The sequence below is a fragment of the Nocardia salmonicida NBRC 13393 genome (genome assembly GCF_001613085.1).
Lineage (GTDB): Bacteria > Actinomycetota > Actinomycetes > Mycobacteriales > Mycobacteriaceae > Nocardia > Nocardia salmonicida.
Genome location: NZ_BDBR01000015.1, coordinates 108,234 through 130,715, shown reverse-complemented (window position 1 = coordinate 130,715; position 22,482 = coordinate 108,234). Strand labels below are relative to the sequence as shown.

Annotated in this window: 28 protein-coding genes and 1 pseudogene; 18 read left to right on the top strand and 11 right to left on the bottom strand. The window is 64.9% G+C overall.

Going from position 1 to position 22,482, the window contains the following annotated elements; genetic code table 11:
• Positions 1-148 precede the first annotated feature (148 nt).
• From NS1_RS17660 to NS1_RS17645, 4 genes are all read left to right on the top strand, one after another.
• The gene (locus tag NS1_RS17660) at positions 149-904 is read left to right on the top strand and encodes a UTRA domain-containing protein (RefSeq protein WP_062986021.1); all 756 of its coding nucleotides are present in this window, start codon (positions 149-151) and stop codon (positions 902-904) included.
• Between the two features lie 12 nt (positions 905-916).
• Complete coding sequence (gene pyrF, locus NS1_RS17655; RefSeq protein ID WP_062986019.1) at positions 917-1,618, top strand: orotidine-5'-phosphate decarboxylase; 702 nt, start codon at positions 917-919, stop codon at positions 1,616-1,618.
• A gap of 142 nt (positions 1,619-1,760) precedes the next feature.
• Positions 1,761-2,258 carry an HIT family protein gene (locus NS1_RS17650; protein WP_062986121.1) on the top strand — a complete coding sequence of 166 codons (498 nt, stop codon included), beginning with the start codon at positions 1,761-1,763 and terminating at the stop codon, positions 2,256-2,258.
• Between the two features lie 214 nt (positions 2,259-2,472).
• Positions 2,473-2,700, top strand: a complete 228-nt coding sequence (locus NS1_RS17645) for a hypothetical protein (protein WP_062986017.1) — start codon at positions 2,473-2,475, stop codon at positions 2,698-2,700.
• A gap of 63 nt (positions 2,701-2,763) precedes the next feature.
• Here the strand turns inward: NS1_RS17645 and NS1_RS17640 are convergent, their stop codons facing one another.
• A complete protein-coding gene (locus NS1_RS17640; RefSeq protein ID WP_062986015.1) occupies positions 2,764-3,363 on the bottom strand; it encodes a hypothetical protein in 600 nt (199 codons plus the stop codon).
• A gap of 477 nt (positions 3,364-3,840) precedes the next feature.
• On the opposite strand from NS1_RS17640, the gene NS1_RS17635 reads away from it, so the two are divergent.
• The 4 genes from NS1_RS17635 (at position 3,841) to NS1_RS17620 (ending at position 7,767) form a co-directional block, all read left to right on the top strand.
• Positions 3,841-5,562, top strand: a complete 1,722-nt coding sequence (locus NS1_RS17635) for an ATP-binding protein (protein ID WP_157125278.1) — start codon at positions 3,841-3,843, stop codon at positions 5,560-5,562.
• 82 nt (positions 5,563-5,644) lie between these two features.
• Complete coding sequence (locus NS1_RS17630) at positions 5,645-6,184, top strand: hypothetical protein (protein ID WP_157125277.1); 540 nt, start codon at positions 5,645-5,647, stop codon at positions 6,182-6,184.
• 74 nt (positions 6,185-6,258) lie between these two features.
• Positions 6,259-6,624 (top strand): hypothetical protein, encoded by a 366-nt coding sequence (locus tag NS1_RS17625; RefSeq protein WP_062986009.1) that lies wholly within the window; start codon positions 6,259-6,261, stop codon positions 6,622-6,624.
• A 123-nt stretch (positions 6,625-6,747) separates the two neighbouring features.
• On the top strand, positions 6,748-7,767 hold the full coding sequence (locus NS1_RS17620) for a hypothetical protein (protein ID WP_062986007.1): 1,020 nt from the start codon (positions 6,748-6,750) through the stop codon (positions 7,765-7,767).
• Between the two features lies 1 nt (position 7,768).
• On the opposite strand, the gene NS1_RS17615 is transcribed toward NS1_RS17620, so the two are convergent.
• The gene (locus NS1_RS17615) at positions 7,769-8,065 is read right to left on the bottom strand and encodes a hypothetical protein (protein WP_062986005.1); all 297 of its coding nucleotides are present in this window, start codon (positions 8,063-8,065) and stop codon (positions 7,769-7,771) included.
• Positions 8,066-8,486: 421 nt separating this feature from the next.
• Between NS1_RS17615 and NS1_RS17610 the strand changes: the two genes are divergently transcribed.
• The 4 genes from NS1_RS17610 (at position 8,487) to NS1_RS17590 (ending at position 11,025) form a co-directional block, all read left to right on the top strand.
• Entirely contained in the window at positions 8,487-8,837 is a 351-nt protein-coding gene (locus NS1_RS17610) for a hypothetical protein (RefSeq protein WP_157125276.1), read from the top strand.
• On the top strand, positions 8,834-9,235 hold the full coding sequence (locus NS1_RS17605) for a VOC family protein (protein ID WP_062986000.1): 402 nt from the start codon (positions 8,834-8,836) through the stop codon (positions 9,233-9,235). The genes NS1_RS17610 and NS1_RS17605 overlap by 4 nt, the downstream gene beginning before the upstream one ends.
• Before the next feature lie 94 nt (positions 9,236-9,329).
• Entirely contained in the window at positions 9,330-9,893 is a 564-nt protein-coding gene (locus tag NS1_RS17600; protein WP_062985998.1) for a hypothetical protein, read from the top strand.
• 349 nt (positions 9,894-10,242) lie between these two features.
• Positions 10,243-11,025, top strand: a complete 783-nt coding sequence (locus tag NS1_RS17590) for a glycosyltransferase family protein (RefSeq protein ID WP_062985994.1) — start codon at positions 10,243-10,245, stop codon at positions 11,023-11,025.
• A gap of 4 nt (positions 11,026-11,029) precedes the next feature.
• On the opposite strand, the gene NS1_RS17585 is transcribed toward NS1_RS17590, so the two are convergent.
• From NS1_RS17585 to NS1_RS17575, 3 genes are all read right to left on the bottom strand, one after another.
• On the bottom strand, positions 11,030-11,608 hold the full coding sequence (locus NS1_RS17585) for a GrpB family protein (RefSeq protein ID WP_218019942.1): 579 nt from the start codon (positions 11,606-11,608) through the stop codon (positions 11,030-11,032).
• Positions 11,609-12,108: 500 nt separating this feature from the next.
• Positions 12,109-12,597: a hypothetical protein gene (locus NS1_RS17580; protein WP_157125275.1), complete on the bottom strand. Its 489-nt coding sequence runs from the start codon at positions 12,595-12,597 to the stop codon at positions 12,109-12,111.
• A gap of 318 nt (positions 12,598-12,915) precedes the next feature.
• On the bottom strand, positions 12,916-13,320 hold the full coding sequence (locus NS1_RS17575; RefSeq protein ID WP_169812794.1) for a VOC family protein: 405 nt from the start codon (positions 13,318-13,320) through the stop codon (positions 12,916-12,918).
• 352 nt (positions 13,321-13,672) lie between these two features.
• On the opposite strand from NS1_RS17575, the gene NS1_RS17570 reads away from it, so the two are divergent.
• The 3 genes and pseudogenes from NS1_RS17570 (at position 13,673) to NS1_RS17565 (ending at position 15,462) form a co-directional block, all read left to right on the top strand.
• Entirely contained in the window at positions 13,673-14,092 is a 420-nt protein-coding gene (locus NS1_RS17570; RefSeq protein ID WP_157125274.1) for a hypothetical protein, read from the top strand.
• Positions 14,093-14,186: 94 nt separating this feature from the next.
• Positions 14,187-14,459, top strand: a pseudogene (locus NS1_RS42430) (glycosyltransferase); the annotation flags it as partial.
• 115 nt (positions 14,460-14,574) lie between these two features.
• Complete coding sequence (locus NS1_RS17565; protein ID WP_218019941.1) at positions 14,575-15,462, top strand: UDP-N-acetylglucosamine--N-acetylmuramyl-(pentapeptide) pyrophosphoryl-undecaprenol N-acetylglucosamine transferase; 888 nt, start codon at positions 14,575-14,577, stop codon at positions 15,460-15,462.
• 24 nt (positions 15,463-15,486) lie between these two features.
• Here the strand turns inward: NS1_RS17565 and NS1_RS17560 are convergent, their stop codons facing one another.
• Positions 15,487-15,993, bottom strand: a complete 507-nt coding sequence (locus NS1_RS17560; RefSeq protein WP_062985984.1) for a GNAT family N-acetyltransferase — start codon at positions 15,991-15,993, stop codon at positions 15,487-15,489.
• A gap of 172 nt (positions 15,994-16,165) precedes the next feature.
• Here NS1_RS17560 and NS1_RS17555 point away from each other — a divergent pair, with 172 nt between their 5' ends.
• Entirely contained in the window at positions 16,166-16,453 is a 288-nt protein-coding gene (locus NS1_RS17555; protein WP_062985982.1) for a hypothetical protein, read from the top strand.
• 198 nt (positions 16,454-16,651) lie between these two features.
• Here NS1_RS17555 and NS1_RS17550 read toward each other — a convergent pair whose 3' ends face one another.
• Together NS1_RS17550 and NS1_RS17545 are read right to left on the bottom strand one after the other, a co-directional pair.
• Positions 16,652-17,182: a P-loop nucleotide/nucleoside kinase family protein gene (locus NS1_RS17550; RefSeq protein WP_218019940.1), complete on the bottom strand. Its 531-nt coding sequence runs from the start codon at positions 17,180-17,182 to the stop codon at positions 16,652-16,654.
• A gap of 8 nt (positions 17,183-17,190) precedes the next feature.
• A complete protein-coding gene (locus NS1_RS17545; protein WP_084503802.1) occupies positions 17,191-18,060 on the bottom strand; it encodes a class I SAM-dependent methyltransferase in 870 nt (289 codons plus the stop codon).
• Positions 18,061-18,189: 129 nt separating this feature from the next.
• On the opposite strand from NS1_RS17545, the gene NS1_RS17540 reads away from it, so the two are divergent.
• A complete protein-coding gene (locus NS1_RS17540) occupies positions 18,190-19,989 on the top strand; it encodes a helix-turn-helix transcriptional regulator (RefSeq protein ID WP_062985976.1) in 1,800 nt (599 codons plus the stop codon).
• A gap of 40 nt (positions 19,990-20,029) precedes the next feature.
• On the opposite strand, the gene NS1_RS17535 is transcribed toward NS1_RS17540, so the two are convergent.
• The 3 genes from NS1_RS17535 to NS1_RS42425 all read right to left on the bottom strand — a co-directional run bounded on the left by NS1_RS17535 (position 20,030) and on the right by NS1_RS42425 (position 21,949).
• On the bottom strand, positions 20,030-20,422 hold the full coding sequence (locus tag NS1_RS17535) for an inorganic diphosphatase (RefSeq protein WP_218019939.1): 393 nt from the start codon (positions 20,420-20,422) through the stop codon (positions 20,030-20,032).
• A gap of 37 nt (positions 20,423-20,459) precedes the next feature.
• On the bottom strand, positions 20,460-21,323 hold the full coding sequence (locus NS1_RS17530) for a glycosyltransferase family 2 protein (RefSeq protein ID WP_062985974.1): 864 nt from the start codon (positions 21,321-21,323) through the stop codon (positions 20,460-20,462).
• A 230-nt stretch (positions 21,324-21,553) separates the two neighbouring features.
• Positions 21,554-21,949: an endonuclease domain-containing protein gene (locus NS1_RS42425; RefSeq protein ID WP_084503801.1), complete on the bottom strand. Its 396-nt coding sequence runs from the start codon at positions 21,947-21,949 to the stop codon at positions 21,554-21,556.
• 314 nt (positions 21,950-22,263) lie between these two features.
• Between NS1_RS42425 and NS1_RS17525 the strand changes: the two genes are divergently transcribed.
• Positions 22,264-22,449, top strand: coding sequence for a hypothetical protein (locus NS1_RS17525; protein ID WP_062985972.1), 186 nt, complete (start codon positions 22,264-22,266; stop codon positions 22,447-22,449).
• Positions 22,450-22,482: the final 33 nt, after the last annotated feature.

Here is a 22,482-nt window from a genome sequence, read left to right as displayed (position 1 = left end):
GCCTCGATGTGCGGTGCTCGGAAGCTGTGCACGGGCTACCTGGATCTCACACGGTACCCACCAATCTAGGGGTTGTCCACCAGGTGGATAGGTACTAGGTGGTGGGGGGCTTGCGGATATCCACTAGCAATCCGGTAGCGTCTTTGCTATGCCCAAAAAGCCCGAATACCTCTCGATCGCAGACACGCTGCGAGCCGAAGTGCTCGCCGGCGACTACGACGCCGCGCCACTTCCAGGCAACGGCGAGGTCGCTGAACGCTTCGACGTCAACATGAAGACCGCCGGACGAGCTGTGCAACAACTGGTCGCCGAAGGCTTGGTGATCGCTCGGCCCGGGCTACGAGCGGTCCCCACCCCGCCCGAACTGCGCGGCACTCGGTGGCCGATGAACGGTCGCTATGCCCGTGCCCGCGCCGCGCGCGGACTGGTCTTCGCCGGTGACGTCAGCGGCAACGTCCGCAAGGACACCGTCAGCCGCGAATGGGCACCCGCCCCACTGCAGATCGCGCACCTGCTCGGCGTCAAAGAAGGCGCACGGGTTATGCGCCGCAACAGCCGCACCTTCATCGACGACGTCGCGACCGAGGACACGATCCTGTTCTTCCCGGAAGCGATCGCCGCAGCCGCTCCCGAACTCGAAACCGCCGACCGCATTCAGGTCGTCGCCCTCATCGAAGACGCCGGGCACACCGTGACGCGAACCGCCAACGAGATCCGAGCCCGACACGCCACCACCTCCGAGCAGGAACTGTTCGGCATCGACGCGAACAACATCGTCATCGAACACATCCACGGAACCTACGGCGCCACAGGCGAACCGCTCGAAGCCGTCATCAACGTTCGACCCGCTCAAGGCGGCGTCATCACCTTCGACACATACGAAGCACCGCTCGACAACGAATAGAAGGAGACCCCGATGTCCACCTCCACCACCGCGGTCAGAAACCGGCTGGCTATCGCCCTGGACACCAGCGATCTGGACACCGCGGTGTCCATCGCCAAAGCTGTGCAACCCGACATCGGCGTCGCCAAAGTCGGACTCCAACTATTCAGCGCGGCCGGACGCGACGCCGTGCGCGCCATCCAGGACATCGGCATGGACGTCTTCCTCGACGTCAAACTGCACGACATCCCCAACACCGTCTACGGAGCCAGCACCGTTCTCGGGGCCCTCGGCGTCCAATTCCTGACCGTGCACGCAGGCGGCGGAACTGCCATGCTCGAAGCTGCAGTGAAGGGACTGAGCGAAGGCGCGAGCAACGCCGGGTTTGCAGCGCCGACCGTGCTCGCGGTCACCGTGCTGACCAGCGCGCCCGACGCATCACCGGAACTGCTCAACGAGCGACTGGCCGCCGCTGTCGCAGCAAACTGCGGTGGCGTCGTCTGCGCGGCCAGCGACCTGTCCGTCATCCGCGCCACGGCACCCGAGATCCTGACCGTCGTTCCCGGAATCCGCCCGGCCGGTGGCGCAGTCCACGACCAACAGCGCGTCGCAACACCGACCGAAGCGATTCGCAGTGGCGCAAGCATTCTCGTCCTTGGCCGGGCAATCACCGGCGCAGATGACCCCGCCGAAGCAGCGAAGACCATCGCCTCAGAAGTCGCACAGGCGAGCTGATCGAGCTGATCGAGCTGATCGAGCTGATCGAGCCATGCTGATCGTCGAGCGCTCGACGATCAGCATGGCTTCGAAATTCTGCCAAAGTTCAAGCCACGGCACGGCGTTGGGCTCGCGCGACACCAGGAACGGGGAAGCCGGTATGCCAGAAATCGAGTCAAACAGCGAGTCGATCGACTACCTCGAGGATCCGATCGGCGCCGCGCGGCGGGGCACCAACCCAACCGTGATCGGCCGGATGCGCAGCGGCTGGGCAGTCATGGGCAGCACCCAGCACCTGCCCGGGTACTGCATACTCATGCACGACGGAAACGCTGACCAGCTCACCGAACTACCGCGGGCCGACCGCCTCACCTTCATACAAGACCTGGTGCTCCTCGGCGAAGCAGTCGAGCGCGCATGCCGAGCCACAGACCCAGACTTTCTCCGCATCAACTACGAAGTCCAAGGCAACCAGTGGCAACACCTACACGGCCACATCCACGCCCGCTACCAGTGGGAACCCGACCACCTACGAATAGGCCCGGTCGCGCTCTACGGACTTGACCGCGAGGCACCCGAACACCGACTCGGATCCAGGCACGACCCGCTGCGGGCAGCCATATCGACTGCACTTCAAGAAGTAGTAGCTGAGCGCTGAAACGTCCAGAGCCACCTGCCAATTGCCCAGACCGAATCCTCGGCCACCACGTTGCTGCACCCGGTCCACATTGGAAGTCCACCAATGAGAAGTTCGTCGCCGGGCATCGCTGCAAAGGCGTGTCGCAAACCACTAAAGACCTAACGGTAGGGTTGATGCGGCCCGCACCAGAAGGAGTTCGTCGTTGCTACCACATTGGGATGACCACCGCATTATGGAGGACCTCGACGCGTGGTGTGAGAAGCATCGGGAAACCGTCGGCGAATTCGATCGATTCGAAGCACGTGAGCGGGTCAAGCTCGCGCTTGTAGAGTCGCTGCTGTACGACCGTAACGGCCCGGAAAACAACATTCTGGTTCGAATGACCGAACAGAACGAAGAACGCGACGCCGACATCGACTCACAAGCGCGTAAATTGTTCAGCGGCGAACAGCCGACCTGACGAATCACTCGCGGCGGGCGAGCTAAGAGAACAAGCCCGCGACCGCGTCGCTGACGCGCTACATCAGCTCGAAATGGTCTCGTCGTCCAATCGGCTAGATGTATCCGCCTGCACTTGATCCGATCCGCCTGCGATACGCACAGAGCCGACTACAGGCCCGAACACTCGCCACCTGTCGACATGGTCGAGCGACACGAATAGGTTCTTGCCCTTGCCCTCTCGCGAACCGTCCTTCAGAAACTCCGGACGAAAGTGTGCGTTGATGCCATCGGCCGGGACCAAATAGATCGTGGGCTTTTGCGTCGTGGCCGTCACGACACCGTCCGCGGCGATGTCAAATCGGGAATACCCATGGAAGTACACCAGCGCGTAATGCGTCACATACTCAACGCGTGCCTCCACATCACGACCCGCGCCCATGAACCCGAGACTCGGCACCTTAATCCCGGTCGGCCCCCATGTCTCTTTCAGAAAGGCTCGTTTGCAATCGACAGTGATGTCGGACCAGCGAACGTCGACCGGGTTCCGACCGCCGATCCAGCTACAACCACTGAAATCCTGCTGCTTCCCATACGCCGCAACGACTGCCTCGGCAAGGACCCCGTCGCCATCTATGCGAGCGGGCCAATCGACAGCCGTGTCAAACTCCAGGTAATCCGTCACAGCGCGCGCCCTCTTTCAACCTCGTGGTCAACACAGCAGCCAGAGACTACGGGGCAGGTCCGACACCAACCCCGTTCCGTCCGAACCCTGCAGCACGACGACTGGACTTGGCGCGGAAGTCGATAGCCGGGGACGCGCGGGCTCGGTGCCGAACACCGACTGCGAACGATTTCCGCGGACGCCGGCCAGACAGCTCTGCGCCTACTTCAACAGTCGTCATCGGTGTCGCGCGCCTGCGCCGTGACCGCTGACGCCTGCTGCTGCGCCTGCTACACCAGTCAGGCTGGAGACATGAAAATTGCGGGACGGCATTGGACGCGGCAAGCCGCGCGCTAGGCACACAGGCTGTGGGTTGCTGAAATAAATAGCGTTCTACCTGCGTATTTGTGCGACAATGGACGGGTATGTGCGGGAGATCGCGTCGAGCTGGGCTGCGTTGATCCCCAACACGTCGGGCCGGTTGAGGAGGTGCGGAACGTGGCTTTGCAGATCGCGGAGAACTTCTCCTTGCCACCGGAAATGGTGACCGAAACGCTGGTCGTGCTGGCCAAACGCGGTGCGGGGAAAACCTACGCCGCGTCGGTGCTGGCCGAGGAGATGATCGGTGCTGGCTTGCCGGTATGCGTGATCGACCCCCTCGGGGTGTGGTGGGGACTGCGATCAGCCGCCGACGGCGACGGACCCGGGTTGCCGGTCACCATCCTCGGCGGTGACCACGCAGACCTCGACCTGCCGCCCGATTCCGGTATCGCTGTCGCTGACCTGATCGTCGAGAAACCTCTTCCACTCGTTGTGGACCTGTCGCGGTTCTCGAAAACCCAGCAGCGGCACTGGGTGACCGAATATTTCGAACACCTGTTTCGTCGCAATCGCGAACCGCTGCACATCATCATCGACGAAGCCGACCTGTTCGCCCCACAACGTGCGACCGCCGGCCAAGCCCGGCTGCTCGGCGCCTACGACGACATCCAGCGCCGCGGCCGCGCCAAAGGGATCGGCACAACCAGCATCACCCAGCGCGCCGCCACGCTGCACAAGGACATTTTGTCCCAGGCCGAAATGCTGATCGCGTTACGTATGACCGGCACCCACGACATCGGCGCGATCGACGAATGGGTGCGCGTGCACGCCGAGCCCGAGCAAGCGAACCAGGTAAAAGCCAGCCTGCCCTCCCTGCCCGTCGGCACCGCCTGGGTGTGGTCACCAGGCTGGCTCGACATCCTGACCAACATCCAAGTCCGGCGCCGCCACACCTTCGACTCCTCGGCGACACCGAAGCAAGGTCGAGTCCAGATCCAGCCCACCTCATTCGCCCCTGTCGACGCCGCCGATCTCGACCGAGTACGCGACCATCTGGGCGCCCCCACCGCACCCGACACCGCCGCCAGCCCACAGTTGCAGCAGCGAATCCGGCACCTGCAGAACAAACTCGACGACCTACGGGCGCGCCCACCCCGCGTCGAGCGCATCGAGGTCCCCGTCCTCGGCGACGCCGACCGCGCACTGCTGGCCGAGACCGCCGACCAGCTCGAAGCCCTCACCACGATGATCCGCAGCACCCTGACCTCGGTCACACCCCAGACACTGCCCACCGCATCGCCCATCACCTCACCCGTTGCGCCCACTCCCGCACCGGACGCAGTCGGCAACGGTCACCAGCCCGCGGCCATCGTGGTCGAGGATCGGACCGAGACCGGTGCGTTGAAGGCCGGCGCGCGCAAGATGCTCGACGTGCTGGCCCGCCAGTACCCGCTCCAGATCACCCGCGCCCAGCTGGCGAGCTTGGCAGGGCTCAAGGCCAGCGGCGGCACTTTCAACACCTACTTCTCCACCTTGCGCCGAGCTGGGCTCATCGATCTCTACGGAAAACTGGTGTGCCTCAACGACCGCGGCCTCGCCCACGTCGGGAAAGCCGCCACCAGCACCCCCATGACCAGCGCCGAGATCCGCACACAATGGGAATCGGTCCTGCGTGCCGGTGCACGCACCATGCTCAACGTCGTTATCGACCGCTGGCCCGAAACCATCACCCGCGCCGAACTGGCCGCCCACGCCGAACTCGAACCCACCGGCGGAACGTTCGGCACCTACCTGTCCAAGCTACGCACCAACGGACTCATCGACGTCGACGGCGACACCATTCGCGCCAACCAGGTCTTCTTCCTCGACCACTCCACGGCGGCGCCCCCGACCCGCTGACTACGGCGCGTCATCGCACCCACCGCCGACCATCCACAAATACTGCATTGTGCAGTACTGCATAATGCAGTACTGTTGCTACATGAGCGCCGCACACTTCGACCACACCGAAGCCCGAAACACTTTGCGCGAGCGCGGCATCACCGACTGCGACCACTTCCTCGCCAAGTCGCTGCTCACTGCCACCGAAGCGGCCATCGTCCTCGGCGTGAAGAACGCCCGCACCGCCCGCGACACCCTCAACCGCTGGGGCATCGAATCCGTCGGCCGCGGCTCTGGCCGCACCGGCGAGAGCCTCTACCCCGCCGACCTCGTCTGGGGTGGACAGCTCAGCCCGCTTCGCCGCGGGCGCACGAAGAACCCCAACCACACCTTGGAGATCCCCCTGACCGCAGTACTAGAAGCCCCCACCACCTGGTACGCCGACCACAGCACCCTCGTCGGCTTCGCCCACATCCTCACCGCCGCCGACTGGCTCACCACCACCACCGACGTCATCGACTACTTCGACAAGCCGTGGAAATGGGGCGAACAACACGCCCAGTGGGCCGCAGCCGGGCGACCCGAACCCGACACCGACGGCTGGCAGTTACTGCTCGACAGCCCCTTCGGGGAGCAGTAGCCCAGTCGTGCCCAGTCGCAACACCGATCCCGCGCACCCACCCGACCCAACACCGGCGAACGGAATCAACAGCCATGAGCAACGTCTTCACTCTCGTCCTCACCCACCGCGCCTATCAGGTGGGGAATCAATTCGCCCTGAACACCTTCGGGCAGCCCCTCCTGCATCCTGACAACCTGTCGCACCAGCAGGCAGCCGAAGTGGCCCTCGGGCTCGCCCAGGTCGACGCCGAAGGCTCGCATCTGCGCGACACCGGTAGAACAGTCGCCCACAGCGACATGGACGGCGACGAGGCCACCAAAGGCGCGATCGACCAAGCTCTGCGCACGCATCGCGACGCCGTCCTCACTTCCGACATCCACATCATCGTCAAGCCCACCTGGCTCGAACGCCTGCGTGGACACAAACACCTCGAACTCCACTGGCAACCAACCCCCTGAGCACAGCGATCCGGCGCGACAACCACATTCGGGTCGATCGGCGTTCCCGGCGACAGAATGTTCGTAACCGCTGTTCGCGGTGAATAGTCGGCACGAAAGACAGCCGGGCAACGAGGGAGACCGATGAGCACCCCGAATCGCAAGCAGCGGCGGTCGATGGCCGCGGCGGCGCGCAAGAACGCTCGATCGACGACGACCGTCACACGGCCAGCGGTAGATGACGAAGGTGTTGTCCCCGAGGTAGGCAACATCATGACGTTCGAATCGGGGCCGATCACACTGGCGGTGAAGTGCACTGGAATTCGGCAAGATTGGTTGCGGGGAACGGCGCTATTCGACTTTGTACCCCTCGAGTCGACGGTGCATCCTGTGCCACTTCGGTTTCCTGCACCGTTGGTGGAGCACTCGACTGATAGCGGTAAGGCGATTACTCACCATTGGGAGAAGCTGACCTACCTGTTCGAGTTGCCAGATCCCGCCGCGTTTCCGGCCATGACGATTTCAGCGGATGACCGGCGGCTGATGGAGCACTTCATCCAGACGTGTGAGGAGTTGGCAGGGTTTTCCGCGATTGCCCACGACGACCAGCTGATCGTGCGGATGCGAGACGGTCAAGATTGGACCGTCGAGGCGAACTTGCCGAACAAGGAGGCGTTCGTGGCCGCCTCAGTGTCGTTTCGTCAGCTGCAATCGGGCCAGGAAGAGGCATCGTTCGACAAGATCAAAGGGCGACTGTTCCAATCGCTCGCGAAGCTGCCCTCCGATCAGCAAGAGAATGTGCGCGTGGTTCTCACACAGTGGTCGCAAGCCCGTGCTGATTTGATGAACCACACCCTGAATACGCTGGTGTGCCGCAAAGTGACGAACGCGACCGAGAACGACCCGGTGAGCTTTCGAGGAATCCGTCCCGAGGAGTTGATCCTGACCTACAACTATGGCGGGACAATCCATTTCGGAACTCGTCGAGACGCGCTCGTGGATCTGACCAAGGACCCTGGCGACAAGGCGTACCACACCTACGCCTGCATGGTGTCGATCGCAGGGCTAAGCCATCTGTTCTTCGGTTTCGCAGTGTTGCTGAAAGCCGCGCTCGGACACCGATCAACGGCGCGAGTGGTTCATGCCCGCGAGCTGGGACTGTGACTCAACTGCCGGTGGTGATGACCCAATCAGGCTGGTACGCAGGGAATTTAGTACGCAGCATCTCCGGATCCAGCTCCACGCGTCCGGCCTCCTTGGTCAGCATCTCAGCATATGCTGCGTCCGCGGTGAAGAACGTGAACTTCTTCGTCGTGCCGTTGTCGTCGTGCTCGTAGACAAAGAGCGCGCCGTACAACCCGTCTGCTGAATCGCCTAGCTGTCGCAGCTCGTCGAGGACCTCCGCCTCGATCAGGCGCCCGTTGAGAATCGCGTAGCCGATGATGGTCATGCCTGCTGCCATGCAGGCAGGGTATGACCTTCATGGGCGGATGGGAATTCTGGTGGGAGGTTTGCAGCGAATAGTGGCAATTCCCTTGCCGCACAAGGCGGCGGGGACCGAGCAGATGCAGCAGCGTGAGCTCGATATCGAGTTGCTCGCAGTCATCACGAGCCGTTGCACTCGATGAGGTGGGCGACGGTGTCGATTACGGTGATCAGGTAGCCAAATCAAGACCACGGCCGAAACAACCTGGAGCACAGTCGATATGGACGACAGCCCGGCAGCAGTTCCGGCACCGCAAGACCGGCGCAAGTGGTGCGAGCGGTGTGGAAGTCTCGACGACGTACGGATGTTCCGGGCATCGGGCGGGAAGTTCTCGAGTGCGAAAGCGTGGCTGTGCGAATCCTGTACCACCGGCCTGTGGCGAGCGCTGCGACTGATCGTGGCTAATCAGCCCCTCACCGTCGATCCCACCCTGGTCACCCCACTACCGCCGCTGCCCGAGTTCCCCGACGACCGAGGCGAACAACCACTGTTCAGCGAGGGCCAGCGCGTGATCCCGGCCGGCCGCAACGACCCCCGCATGCCCACCTGGACAGGCGGCGCCGACCTCGCCCCCGAACCCGCTACCGTGGAATCGGCTCGACGGTGGTGGGGCAAAGATGATGACCTCGCCGACCTGTGGGTCTACAACATCCGCACGTCAACGGGTGCCGTGACCACCCCCCAGACTGCCTACCAACTGATCAACCTCGGCGACCGCCCTGGCCGCCGCATACGTTGGATGCCGTGACCCACCGCAGCCGCCTGTGCCACATCGTGATCGACGTCGACGACCTCGACCGCGCCACCACGTTCTGGTGCCAAGCCCTCGCCGCCACCGAGGAGACGATCAGCGACAACAGCCAACGTATCTACCGTCGACTACGGCTGCCCGACACCGAGGTCCGGCTGCTGCTGCAGGCGACCACGGACTGCAAATCGGCCAAATCCCGCATGCACCTCGATATCGAAACCGACGACCTCGACGCCGAAGTCCGCAGACTCGAAGCACTCGGAGCCGTTCGCTACGACCACCAGCGCGAGCGCGGATTCGAATTCTGGGTCCTCCAAGACCCCTGGCGCAACGAATTTTGCGTGCTGCCCACCGAATTCCCGACGCTGCTGTCCCAGCGGCCCACATGGGCCTAGCTGATCGCACCGGATTTCGACGACAGCCTGCCAGAGTCTGGTCCTGGCACTCTACATTTACCGGTACCGCTGAACTCTGAAGGAGAGAATCCCTATGGCCCCCAAAGGCACCTCCGCCCCCCGATACGACCAACAGTTCAAAGTCACTGTCCTGGAAGCTCTACAGCAACACCTCCAGGGCGCCGACAGCGCGAACGCGGCAATCTCAGCCACCGCGGCACAGTTCGCCAACCATGTTGGTGGTGGCCCATCGCCCTCCACCGTCCGCAATTGGGGTGAGGCTGCCAGAGTGGTCGAAGCGCCCGCCAAACGCACCAAATCCGTCGACAAGCCCAAGCGCAAGTACCGGAATGCTGTTCGCGCCGACAGCCCCGTCACCACACCGGGGCTGCGCGATGTCGAAAACGTCACCGCCGCGCCAATGCCTACTGAAGCTCTCGCCGCCGAGCCTATCGACATCGATGCCGTGCGATCTGAGGCCACCGCGCCGCTGCTTGAGACCTTGGCCGAAAAGGACGTCGAGATCGAACGGTTGTCCGACCTCGTCAGCCGCTCCGATATCGATTTGATCGGTCGCATCAAGGAACTCGAGCAGGAGCTGGCACTGCTGAGGCCCCTCGTCGAGCTGTACTTGCACAAGCAGCGGCCCAGTAACTAGTCGTCGTGGGCCGGTGACGTCGGCTCGCACAATCAGGGGTTCACCGCGCACCAGAGAGAGAGGTACAGGGCTTGAGCGAGACCACTCTCGACCCGATCGCAGGCGCGCGGCGGCACTACCAAGCGCTGTGGGACCAGTCCCGCCGGTCTGTGGGACCTGCGGGACTCGTTCGGGTACTTCATCGGATGCACGAAGCAGCCGTCGAGGACGAACTCGGAACCAGAATCAGCCAGGTCTCGGACTGTTCCTGTGGCCCGTCGACACTCACGACCTTGGGCACCGACGACCGACCTCCTCCAGGCAGCAGCCAGATCCACAGCTGCGGCACAACGACCAGCGCGAGCGGCCGATGAACGGCATCGCTGTCAGCGCCGCGCACCAGACGATTTCCGTCGTCACCGCCGCGCACCGGCCGGATCCGCAACACCTCGCGGCCGCCTACCGCTCCCTGGTGGACCAGCAACTTCCCCCGATGTGGCAATGGCAGTGGGTCATCCACGGCGACGCCGACGACCTGACCAGCCTGCCCGACGTCGTCCGGGACGACCCCCGAGTGTCGATCGGCTTCTCACGGCGCCGCGGCGGGCCGGGTGTCGCTCGCACCACCGCGCTGGCACGCGCCCATGGCGCCCTGATTCGCACCCTCGACGTCGATGACATGCTCGTCAGCGACTCCCTCGCCGCCGCGATCGAGATCCTCACCGTCCACCCCGATGTCGGGTGGACGACCTGCCCACTGTTGGACCTGCACCCCGATGGCAGCCACCACGCCTACGACCAGGAGCCGCCCCCGGGCCGTAGCGAGCGCAGGTCACTCGCTGCCAGCTGGAGCGCCGACCCGCGCGCCCAACGGATTCACCCCTCAACCCTCACTCTTCGCCGGGAACTGGTGATCGCGCTGGGAGGATGGATGGGGCTCGAAGTCTCCGAGGACCAGGGTCTGCTCCTGGCCGCTGACGCCGTGAGCCCCGGCTACCACCTCGACCGGGTCGGGCTGATCCGGCGCCACCACGATCAGCAGATGACCCGCGCCCCTGACTTCGGCGCCGACGTCGCCGCGCTGCGGGGACTGCTGGCCGAACGCGCGGCACTGCTGGGCGCCTGGACGCCGGGCTCACCACCGCCGCGGTGAGCGATCACGCCAGGCCGCGTGACCAGCGACGGACGTCCGGCTCGATCTCGTCGAAGAACAGGGTCTTGGCGCGGGTGTAGTCGTCGTAGTCGACATCACCGCCAAATCGCTCCGCGAGGATGCGCTTGTGGGCCCCGTAGCGGGCGGCCTCAGCCGGGTGCGCACACAACCAGTCCCGCAACAGCAGCACCCATTCGGCGAACGGGGAATCCAGCCGGCGGATGTGCAGAATCGCCGCTTCTGACGGTGAATGGAACAGCCGCTTGTCGTACAAGCTTGGCTCCGCGGGCATGCCGGGCCGCGGAATATCGTGGTGCACACCAGGTGAGTCCGGCCTGGCACCGAACGCCGACACGAACCCCGTCGGCGCCAGCACCTCGGACAGGACGGTCAGCGGTGCCAGCACCGGCAACTGCACCTGCAGATCAACAATCGGCTTCGCCACCAGATCCGGCACCGCGGTCGAACCGATATGCTCGGCCACCAACACCCCGTCGGGATCGAGCCCGGCCAGCGCGGCCCGCACCTCTACGAGCAGCCGCCCGGCGCGCACCGGCCAGTGCGGGTCGTAGTCCACCAGCACCGCCGGACCCGGCCTACCAGCGGGGCTCAACCGCGGCCGGAACTGTCACTGGACCACGCAGTTCGCGTGCCCTCCTCGCCACGAAGAAGAACGCTATTGGCACCACCGCGATCAGCACAGCAACGGTCATTGAACCGGATTGCGCAGCATGTACGGCACCACGAACGCCACCGTCGGCCAGTGCGCCGAACAACAACGCATGCGCCAGCTCGGCGCGTCGGGGCGTGTGCATGTTCGTTGCCTCCCTAGCCAATTCGACCCACCCTATCGTCGCAGGGCGCTCGAACTGGCCGGCTCAGCCGAGGAGTGCAGCGGGCGGGCACTGTGGGTCGGCCGCGGCGGCGGCCAGTGCCGAACATCCAATGCGACCATGGGGCCCACATCGGCGCGTCTCGGTGGAATTCAGACGGACAGCAGATTCCCTTCACGCGGGCCGCTACCAGCGACAACGACATGTCCCCCACCGCTCTCGCTGGCGCGGGAATGAATCTGCTGACCGCTCATCGTCTGTCAATGGAGGCGCAGTGGTCGACCCACGGCTGCAGCGCCTCCTGCCATGTCGTGCCATGGGAGAACATCGGCGCGGTGAACGGGTTAGCGGCGGGATCCCATGTCAGCCCCCAGGTGAACCCTTTCGGGAGGTCGACACGCCAGATCGCGCCCTCGCGGCCGCCCTGGACCACCCGGACACAGTCCGTGGTGATGCGCTCGGTGAGGATCTGAGCGTGCCGGAACTCCTCCCGCCGCTTCTCGGCGTAATACCAGCTGTAGTCGGCGTTGCCGATCTGGCGGGCCAAGCGACGGTTTCGCGCCTTCATGATGTTGCGGCGCCGGCCTCTCGCTGCGATCAGTTTGTGGCGCGAGTACCGACCGTTCTCGTCAGGGCTGACGCCGAGGATGTCGGTGCCGACGTTGGCCGGATGTCGGCCGACCAGGCGCGCTGCCGTCGCGTGATCGAGGAATTGGTCGGTAGTCGATTCAGAGGTCATCGCGTGTTCCTTCACAGCTGGTTGGTCGCATAGACAGTGGGACCACGTCCTCGATGGGAGTCAGTCCATTGATCGGCCAATAGAGCCTGCGAAATTGCAAGCCCTGTTTGACGCGAATGAACCCGGCGCGAAGTCCTGGGCAATGAAGGGCGGGCGCGAACGCCCGCGAAGGTGAAGCGAAGTGCGGTCGAACCGCGTTGGATCCAGCCGAAGCAGGTTGAAATCCTCTCCGATTGTAGACCAGAGGCCTACACGCGTTCGGTGAAACCTGCCCGATGCCGCGGCGGTTTGCTATGTCGCGTGGGCGTGCCCCGATGATCAATCCGTGAGCGACGGGATGTGCGCGACTTCCCACCGATTGCCGTCGAAGTCGGTCACGAACACCGCCCAATATCCCTTCGAATAGTCCGAATATTCCCGGGGTTCGTGAACAACGGGAAACCCGCCGGCCACGACCACCTGGTGGACCTGCTCGACAATGCCGCGGTCCTCGACCTCGACTGCGAGATGCTGCAACCCGGGACGACCGTGAGTGTGGGGGCGGCTGTCCTCGCCTTCGACCGCGTAGAGCAAAACCTCCGGTGACAACGCCGAGCCCTTCCAGACCTGCAGCCTGTCACCGCAGTATTCGAGCGCGTAGCCCAGCAGGGGCAAGACCGCGGCGTAGAACGGTGCCGACTTGTCGAGGTCGATCGTAAGGGCCAGGTGATGCAACTTGGGCACGAGCAAATCCCTTCCGAGAACGTGCGGATAAGCAGAACCTGTCGGTGGTCGACGGCACAATCAGCGCAATGCCGAAGGGGGCCACAGACTATGGTGCACGATCCACCGACGATCCCGCCGACGCCGACGATCAGACTGCGGACCCTATGCGGGATACCTTCGCCCGCGTCCACCCCACCCGTTCCTGCGGACGCTGAACCCGCGGCGGGTCTACCACCGATGGAAGACCCAGCGTGCCATCAGGTATCAGCCTTACGGCCCGCTGATCACCGAGGGCGCAGCCACCGACATTCGCTCGATCACCCTGTACCACCGCGACCTGGGCGACTGGCCAGCCGGGAAAATCAACTACTTGATCTGCCATCCATGCCGCCGCGCTTTTGTCGGCAACATCGACGTGAACCCAGGTTTGCAGGGGCAGAGCGTCGCCACCGGCGTGCTGGCCCATATCCGCAAACAGATCCCCGGCTACACCTGGCTCACCAACCGTCACATGCCCGGCGCGAAGTCGTTCTGGCAGTTGATCGCCGAGCGCACCGGCGAGGACTACGCCGACACCGAACCAGCGCACACCTGCGAGCACATGGCGTTGTTCTGGTACCGCGGCCCGACACGGGCGGCCACACGCAACAACGTGTCCGATCGGCAAACGCGACGCCGGTCGGGCCAACACCCAGCGGTGAACCGCCTGTCCAGCGGGACCAAGCCGGGCCGCGCGACACCAACCGACTCGCGCACCCCCGGCGACCACGGTGATCATGTAGGAGAGTAGGCAGGCCGTCGAGATCAGGCCGCTGATCGCCAGACCCCGTCGCAAGCGCAAGCGCCGCCACCACGGCGATCCGCCGTTCGAGGTTCGAACCACGATGAGAAGCCCGGACCGCTCACTGCTTGGCCACGGCAACCGCGAAGAACTCTGTGACACCGCGGGAGGGGCATCGGACGGTGGCAGACTTGATCGCACTGTCTCGGTCGATCGTGGGAAGGCGGCAACGTTGCGGGTAGCGATCGCAGGTGGTGGTACCGGAGGGCACGTGTTCCCCGCGCTCGCTGTGGCGCGCGAATTACGAGCCGGATCCGACCCAGCGCATGTGCTGTGGCTCGGTCAGGCGGACTCGCTCGAGCAGCGGACCGCGGCCGACGACAACATCGACTTCAGCGCAGTGGCCGTGGGGAAACTGCGCCGGGACCGCAACCCGCTGCGGATGCTCACCCGCGCCAACGCCACCGACATGGCGCGGGTACCGATCGGGGGTGGCCCAAGCCGTGCGCCGATTGCGCGCATTCGCCCCCGACGTCGTGCTGACCACCGGCGGCTATGTCGCTGTCCCGGTCGGGGTGGCCGCTCGCGTGCTGCGGATTCCGCTGGTGGTGCATGAACAGACCGTCGGGTTGGGCCTAGCCAACAGGGTGCTCGCGCGGGCCGCGACAAAGGTGGCGGTGACCTCGGAGGCGACAGTCGCGGCACTGGGGCCTCGGGCCGCAGCCGGCGTGGTGGTCACCGGCAACCCAGTCCGCGAGTCCGTGCTCGCCGGCAGCGGCCAGGCGGCGCTCGAGCGGTTCGGGAACGAGTTCGACCGCGAGCTGCCGACGGTCCTGGTGACCGGGGGCGCCCAAGGCGCTCGGCAGATCAACACTGCCGTCGCCGAGGCACTGGAGTCGCTGCTGGGACAGGCCAACATGATTCACCAGGCCGGTGCCGCCGATTTTCCGGCGTTGCAGAGCACCGCGACGGGGTTGCCCGGCGATCTGGCTGGGCGCTACTTCGTCACCGACTTCGTCGACGGAGCCGGGATGGCCGACGCGTTGGCGCTGGCTGATGTCGTGGTGTGCCGCGCCGGTGCGGGCACGATCGCTGAGCTGACCGCACTGGGTAAGCCCGCGGTCCTGGTACCGCTGGCATCGTCGGCAGGTGGGGAGCAGGCGAAAGCAGCGCGACTGCTCGAGCAGGCCGGTGCCGCAATCACGGTCTCGGGCACCGTGACCGGGCACAGTCTCGGCGCGGCTGTCACCGGGCTGCTGGCAGATCCGGACGCCCGTGCCCGGCTGGGCAAGGCCGCACGGGAGCTCGGGCGCCCGGACGCGGGAGCGCGGCTGGCCCGGCTGGTCGGTGCCGTCGCGACTGACGAACCGGTCACCTAGCCGCGCGGACTGTACGGCGTCGGGTCAGATCCAGTAGGAACAGATGCCATCGTCACTTTCGGCGCACACAGTGCCACCACACGCCTGAATGACCCCGCGCGAACCAACGTTGTCGATACGACAGGTCAGAAGTGCCGGATTGATGCCGAGATCTGTTGCCAGTCTTAGTGTTTGGCGAAGTATTTCTGTCCCGTGCCCGAGTCTGCGGTAGCGGGGAGCGACGATATAGCCGACGTGCCCGCCCCACCGGGCCAGTTGCTCGGTAAGCCGGTGGCGGATATCGCTGCTGCCCACCAGCACGCCGCCACCGAGGTCAGCGACGAGGAACGTATACGGCACCGCGCCTTCGGCCAAGCCCTCCCCTGCACGCGCATTGTCCTGGACGAGAAGGTACTCCGACCAGGCCATACCTGGCCGGTAGTCCTTGGCGAAGACAGTGCCGTCCTGTGTGATCGCCGACCGGAGTTCGAGAAAGGCTGGCTCGTCACCTGGCCCGAGCGGGCGCACGATCAAGTGCTCGGCGGTGGTCATGGGTTCGATGCTGAGTCGGCGAGCCAGCGCGCGCAACCCAATTTCGGCACGGTGACCTCTAGTTTCTCGACTCTAGAGCCTCGAACCCCCTGTGTAGCCTGCACTTTCAGCGTCACCCCGCCCGGCCACACCGGACCGACGCGGCGGCGGCGTACAGCCGAAGGAGGATCGCGTGAGCACTGCACCAACGCCCGGAAACGGGCAGGTCTTCGCCTACTACCAGCCGGTGACCGACGGGATGGCGGTGAAGAAATCCACCGCGCCGCCGGAATGGCTCGAACCAGACAACACCACGCTCGCCTGCACGGAGTGCGGGTGGAGTCTGCGGCCCGGCGCGAACGGTGACCGTGCCCGGTACAACATTCCCGACCCATCCACACCCCAGGAGCTGCGCCTGTTCTGCGGGCCGTGCTGCAACGACGGCGCCGACGAGATGGATCGCCTCACCGGCGACCAGTAGACCCGACACGCCCGCACAAGGTTGTTTGCGCTGGTCACGCGGGCGGGTAGCGTGATCGACGCCCCAATTGAGTTGGGGACCAGCGCAATCGAGGAAGGTCGGTCCCGGTCGTAGGTCGGCCGGGCCAGGCTTTGCCTGTCCTTCCACGTGACGCCCGGCACCCACCGCTGATCACAGGCCGGTGATCAGCGGATCAGGTCATCGACCGGGCGTAGTGACAAATCGCGCGATAGCGTCCAAGCCTGGGTTGTATCCGTCGGTGGTGTCGACGGTCATCTGCTCGACATCCATTTTCACCGGCACGAACGAGTCGGCGGAGCGGGTGCCGGTGGCGATCTCGGCGATGAGGCCGGTGTCGTTGTGTGCGCGCCGATGCGGATCGTGCTCGACACGGTAGGTGATCCGGTCGTAGAGCACGTGCTGTGGCGCGGTGCAGTGGATGATGCGGATCTGCGCGAGCTCGGCCAAACCGATGAGAGCAGGACGCCAGAGCTTGTCCTGGAACGCCGCTTCGGCGACCGCGCTGACACCACCACGGGCCAGCACGGTCAGCACATCGAAGAACACGTGGAGGACGGGAATGTCGAGGTCGTCGAAGTCACCGTCGCGAGGCACGGTGGCTGCGACCATGCCTTGTTTGATCTCGTCGCGGATGATCGCCGGGATGCCGACGCGCTCGGCAAGGGCGTGGGCGAGCGTGGACTTGCCCGATCCAGGTGGACCGCTCACGACGGCGATCACGTGCGCGACGGGTCTGGGGTGCGGCCGAGGATGTAGTAGTGCGCGATCGACTCCTGCAGCTGTCCGGAAGGCTCGAAGTCGAGCAACTGTGCTCGAAGATCCTTCTCGAATTGTTCTGCGAGAGCGGGGTCCTGGCGAATCTGGGTGGCGTAAGAGGTCGACCACAGAAATCCGAGGAACTCGTCCACCGTCCACACGTGCGGTGTCGGGAACTGGTCCTCGGTGACGTCGAGGAACCCGGCCTCCCTGAGGATCTCTTCGTGGGTGCGCCGCGGAGAGACGCTGCTGTCGACGGCCGCTGGCGACGTACTCGCCGGGCGTCCCGGTTCGCCGGACCATCGAGCCACCACGTCGACGGCGATCGCTTGCCACGGTTCGGTTCCACTCCACGGTGTACTGCTGCCCACAATCGCCAGACAACCACCTGGATCCAGCCACTGACCGGCGCGTTCGGCGATCAGGCCTCGGTCGAGGCGATGGAAGGCATTGCCGATCGTGACCAACTGCGCCGGGGCGGTGACCACCGGATCCTCGGCTCTGCCGACGCTCCAGTCGATATTGGTCGCGCCCGATTCGACGGCTTTGCGGCGACCGACCTCGACCATGTCGGGCTCGAGGTCAACCGCCTGGACATGGGTGAACCGATCGTGCAGCGGAATCGCGATTTCGCCTGTGCCGCAGGCAAGGTCGATGAGGAGGCCACCGCCTTGCCCTGTCCGAGCGAGTAGGTCCTCGAACAGGGACACAGGGTAAGCGGGGCGGTACTGGGAGTAGTACTCCGCCGTCCCGCGAAACAGATCCTCGCGGTAGCCGGGCTGCACAGGCCAGCTCGGCGGAGTCGACGCAGACGACGAGGTCCCGGACATATTGTCATCATTCCTTACGGTCGTGATCGGATCCCTTGGGTTTACCGAAGGAGCCGCAGAGGCCGAGACCGAAAGCAACTTTGCATAAACGCTTGCAATGTTGCTAGTTCATTTGCTTCTATTGCTGATATGACGATGTCGACCGATCTGATGACCGCGCAAGACGCCGCCGAGAGGATCGGCTGCACTCACCAGCGCGTCAAACAGCTCGTCCAAGAAGGCCGACTCGCACAGCCGATTCGGATCAACGCACGAATCCATCTGCACCGGCGCGCCGATATCGAGGTCTACCGCGATGTCGCGGCGGGCCGCGAGATCACCCTGGTCGCCTCACTGCTGCCCGACGCCGAACAACCACTGCGCCGCACCGTCGACCTGCTCATCGACCGCCCCACCGGCTGGCCGGGCAGCGTCACCTGGCAGCACGTGCGCGTGTTCTCCGGCCACGTCGGCGAGACCGAACGGACCGTCGTCGTGCTCTCGACCCTGCACGCCAGCACGAACATGCTCTACAACGACATCCGTGACATCGCCGCCCAACTCAACCAAACCGTGTTGGCCGGACGGGGCCGCGACGCGGTCTGGATCGTCTACATCCAACGCACCGAACACCAACGCCCCCGCATCGAAAACGCCGTCCTACGCACCGCGATCCCCCGCACCAGCACAGCGCGCAATTTTCTGCGACGACCCACGGTCAGCGCCAGCACCGCATGGGAACCCGATGACCCGAGCTTCCATCCCCTCGACTCCCTGCACGAAGTCGACCGGCTCATCGGGGCACCGCTGGAAACCTTTCCCGGCGAGTCCTACACGATCGAAACCGTCGACCGATGGCAGCACGCCCGAGCGACCGGACCGAGCGGACCGGTGCCATTCCTCGTCGACCCCTACGAGTTCCGCCTCTACGCCGATGCCCTTCATCTACTGGCCCGCAAACCTAACGACCGGGCACAGACCGCCCGATTCGGTGAGCGCGCGCTGGCAGACCTGCTCCGTGGGCGCGACGCCGGATTCCGGCATTCCCGCCCCCAGGACCGAACATGGCTGGCGCGCGAAATACGCGACCGCGCACGCAATCTCCCGCTCGACCTCGACGAGGACCATCTGGCCGTGGCCATGACCGCTGTCGAGCTCACCGACGCCGACCAAGCCGCGATCGAAGCCGCCGGAGCGCCGCTAACCATCGCCCAACTCCCCACCGCGCTGACCGAACTGCGCCAGTGGGCCGAGGACACCGATGAATTCGCCGACAACCCCGACCCACAACTCCATGACGCGATCAGCCGCGCCGTCGACGCGGTGATCTTTACTTTGCGTGCCGAAAGGATCGAAGCACCCATGCCGTCGATTCCCGAGCCCCTCGTCGCCGACGTGCGCGGACAGGTCGGCCAACGCTTCCTCGACCAAATCAGCTGGGAACCAGCAGGAGCACGCCGCGGCCGCCGGCACCGCAAACTCGCCGCCTCGCTCATCGGCGGTGAAACCGCACGATTCGGCCTTGACCTCGACGGCAACCTCATCGCCCAACGACCACACAGGCCCGAGACAATCGCCGCCGAATGGCCCGACCATTGCGACAGCGAACTCTGGCACCGCGCGACGCGCATCATCGCCGACAACGAGGACAAACCCGGCGCGATCGCGGTCTTCCTCGAAGCCCCGGACGGACTGCACCTGCTTCCCCGCGGCAACACCAACCGCCACAACGGTTGGCAGTTCGGCTACGGCGGCTCCTCGCCCGGCCACCTCGCCGCGTCCATCCTCGCCAACGTTACCCACCACCACGGCGAACTCCACGACGACGAACTCGAATACGACCGGCGGCATGCACTGAGTCGCTGGCTCGACCTCGAAACCGAACGCCCCACCGATCATCTCCGCATCGACCTGGCTGAACTGCGCACCCGCAGCGACACCGAAAACTAACCCCCGAACAGCGCCAGATCGTCGGTCACCTCGGCCGCGCTCACCGTGACCTGACGATGATGTAGCACCCTGATATCTCCTGGAATGCGATTGCCGCGGAGATGCTTTCGTCGTCCAGATCGGTGCCTTCGGGCACGACAACCAGCTTGTCGTCGTCATCTCCGGTGCGGTGGATCACTGCCACACAAACCCCGGACGCGGTCTCGAGCGGTTCGGTCTCGCCGAGGAAGTAGCCATCGAGCTCATCACCATCAGGTGCCATGGTCCCAGCGACGAACCCATAGTTGGCCTCGTAGCGAAAGCCGTGAACTGGATGGCGGCTATTTAGTGGCCGGTCGATCGTCAATTCCACCGACCGACCCAGAAAGCGTCGGGCCATCTGCAACGACACGGAATCGTTGCTGGTAGGAGAATCGTCGGCGCCGCTGCTCATCGCCCCGAGCATAGCGGCGGGTCGGACAGACCTGGCATCACCGGCTGACGGTGAACCTCCGGATGGTGTTGAGGGCAATCAATGCTGCCAGTCGGGCACCGAGAAAGCCGATCGCAGCCGGTAGCAGGACCCGCTTCCAGCCGGTGCGCGTGCGGGCGTAGAAGATTACCGCGCTGCGGTGGTGTTGCCACAGCGACTTGTTGCGGCGGAAGCGACTCGATCGACCGCCGTGGTGGGTAACCCACGCAGGACCGGAAAGCACGGTTCGGTAGCCACGCTGATGCAGACGCCAGGCGAGATCAGCGTCTTCGAGATACATCCAGTACGCGGTGTCGAAGCCGCCCATCTCCTCCCATAAGGGTCGGCGAATCATCAAACAGCAGCCTGAAACCCAGTCCACGACCTGGTCGGCATCGGGGTTGCCGAATGCCTCACCGAAATACTCGCGGCTCGCGGCATTTCCCGGGCGCAAGGCACCCATGATCGCGTGGCGGGCGGCGGTGGCCGTCGACGGGAATCGGCGGCCGTTGGGGTAGGGCTTGCCGTCGGTAATGATGCGGGTGCCGACTTCACCGATCTGGTGATCGTCGAGGGTCTCGCGCATCGCTTCGAGACACTTCGCATCGCCGAGCACGGCGTCGGGATTGAGCAGGGCGACGTAGTCGCCGGCGCCTCGTGCGGCGGCCTGATTGACCGCGGCAGCGAACCCGATATTGGTCGGGTTGGCGATCGGCTCGATACCCAGGGCACGGGCGACAGCGAGGGTGTCGTCGGTGGAGGCGTTGTCGATGACGGTGATCGTGACGTCGGCGTGCACTGATTGGGTCCGCACCGATTCGACCGACGCGGGCAGCAGGTCTGCGCTGTTGAAGGTGAGGATGATGAGGTCGATGCTGCTCATCGGTGGCAAATCTCCTCGATGTCGCTGGCGAAGGTCCTGGGGGCCGCGGCGGACCGTACCAGTTTCGAAGCCCTCGGGCGTGCGCAACACAGTGACCGGGCACAGTATCGACGCGGCTGTCACCGGGCTGCGGGCATATCCGGACGCCCGCGCCACGGCTGGGCAAGACCGCCCGGGGTCTGGCCTGCCTGGCAAATTCGGGAGCGAGTTCGGCGTGCGGGGTGGAGTGTCTACAGATCTCCGAGGGTCAGCTGTCCGGGCCCTGGCACGTGCCGGGTCTTGGACTCGCGTTTGCTGTACAAGCGGCACACGCCGAGGATCGTGGTGGGTGGTCGGTTGCGATAGTTCAACCTTCGGCCGTCCACGGTCGAATGGCCCTCGGCTGCATTGCAATTGCGGCAAAGCCAACCACGTACAAGCCCGGTTTTATGGTCGTGGTCGAGCACCATGCCCCAGTGCCCGCCCTTGTCCCAGGGTTCCGCGCAGATCGCACACCGGCCGTCCTGCCATTGGTAGATCGCTGTCGGAGTTGCCCAGTATCCGCCGTCAGGCACCGACCAGAACCAGCATGCAGGCCACAGCGCGGGTAGCCACCGATCGACGAAAACCCGTGCTCCCTCCCGCATGAGCTTCGCTGTCTCTCGCTCTTGCTTACTCAGGTGCCGGTAGCAAGCCGGTGTCCCGACGGCCGCGCGGCCGGTGCAACCGACTCCCCGATCACACTGCGCTTCCAGGTCCGCCCGGACCAGCGACCACGCCGCAAGAACTTGGTTTACGAATTCAGGTGTCACTGGCCGGAACCTACGCCCGAACACCGACGAACTACCGCCGAAGCCGTAGCCCTGATCACACTGGACGCGCCGCCCAGTGGCCGCTCATACGTTCGATAACCTCATATGTGCGCAGGCACAGGACCTGCCACGAGCGGTAGGAGCAAGACGTGGACATCGACATCACCGGCGCCGAGGTCTACGTCGAAACCGCCGACCCCCCGGTGGCCGGCGGCGCCTGGTACATCCAACCCGACAACACCGTGGTCTACGAGCGCCCCAATGGCGAACGCGGCAAATCGACCATCGCCGCCGAGACACTCAGGTCACGACCGGCCTGGAAACGCCAGTCCTGACAACAACCGCAACCAACTGCTTGCCCCACACGG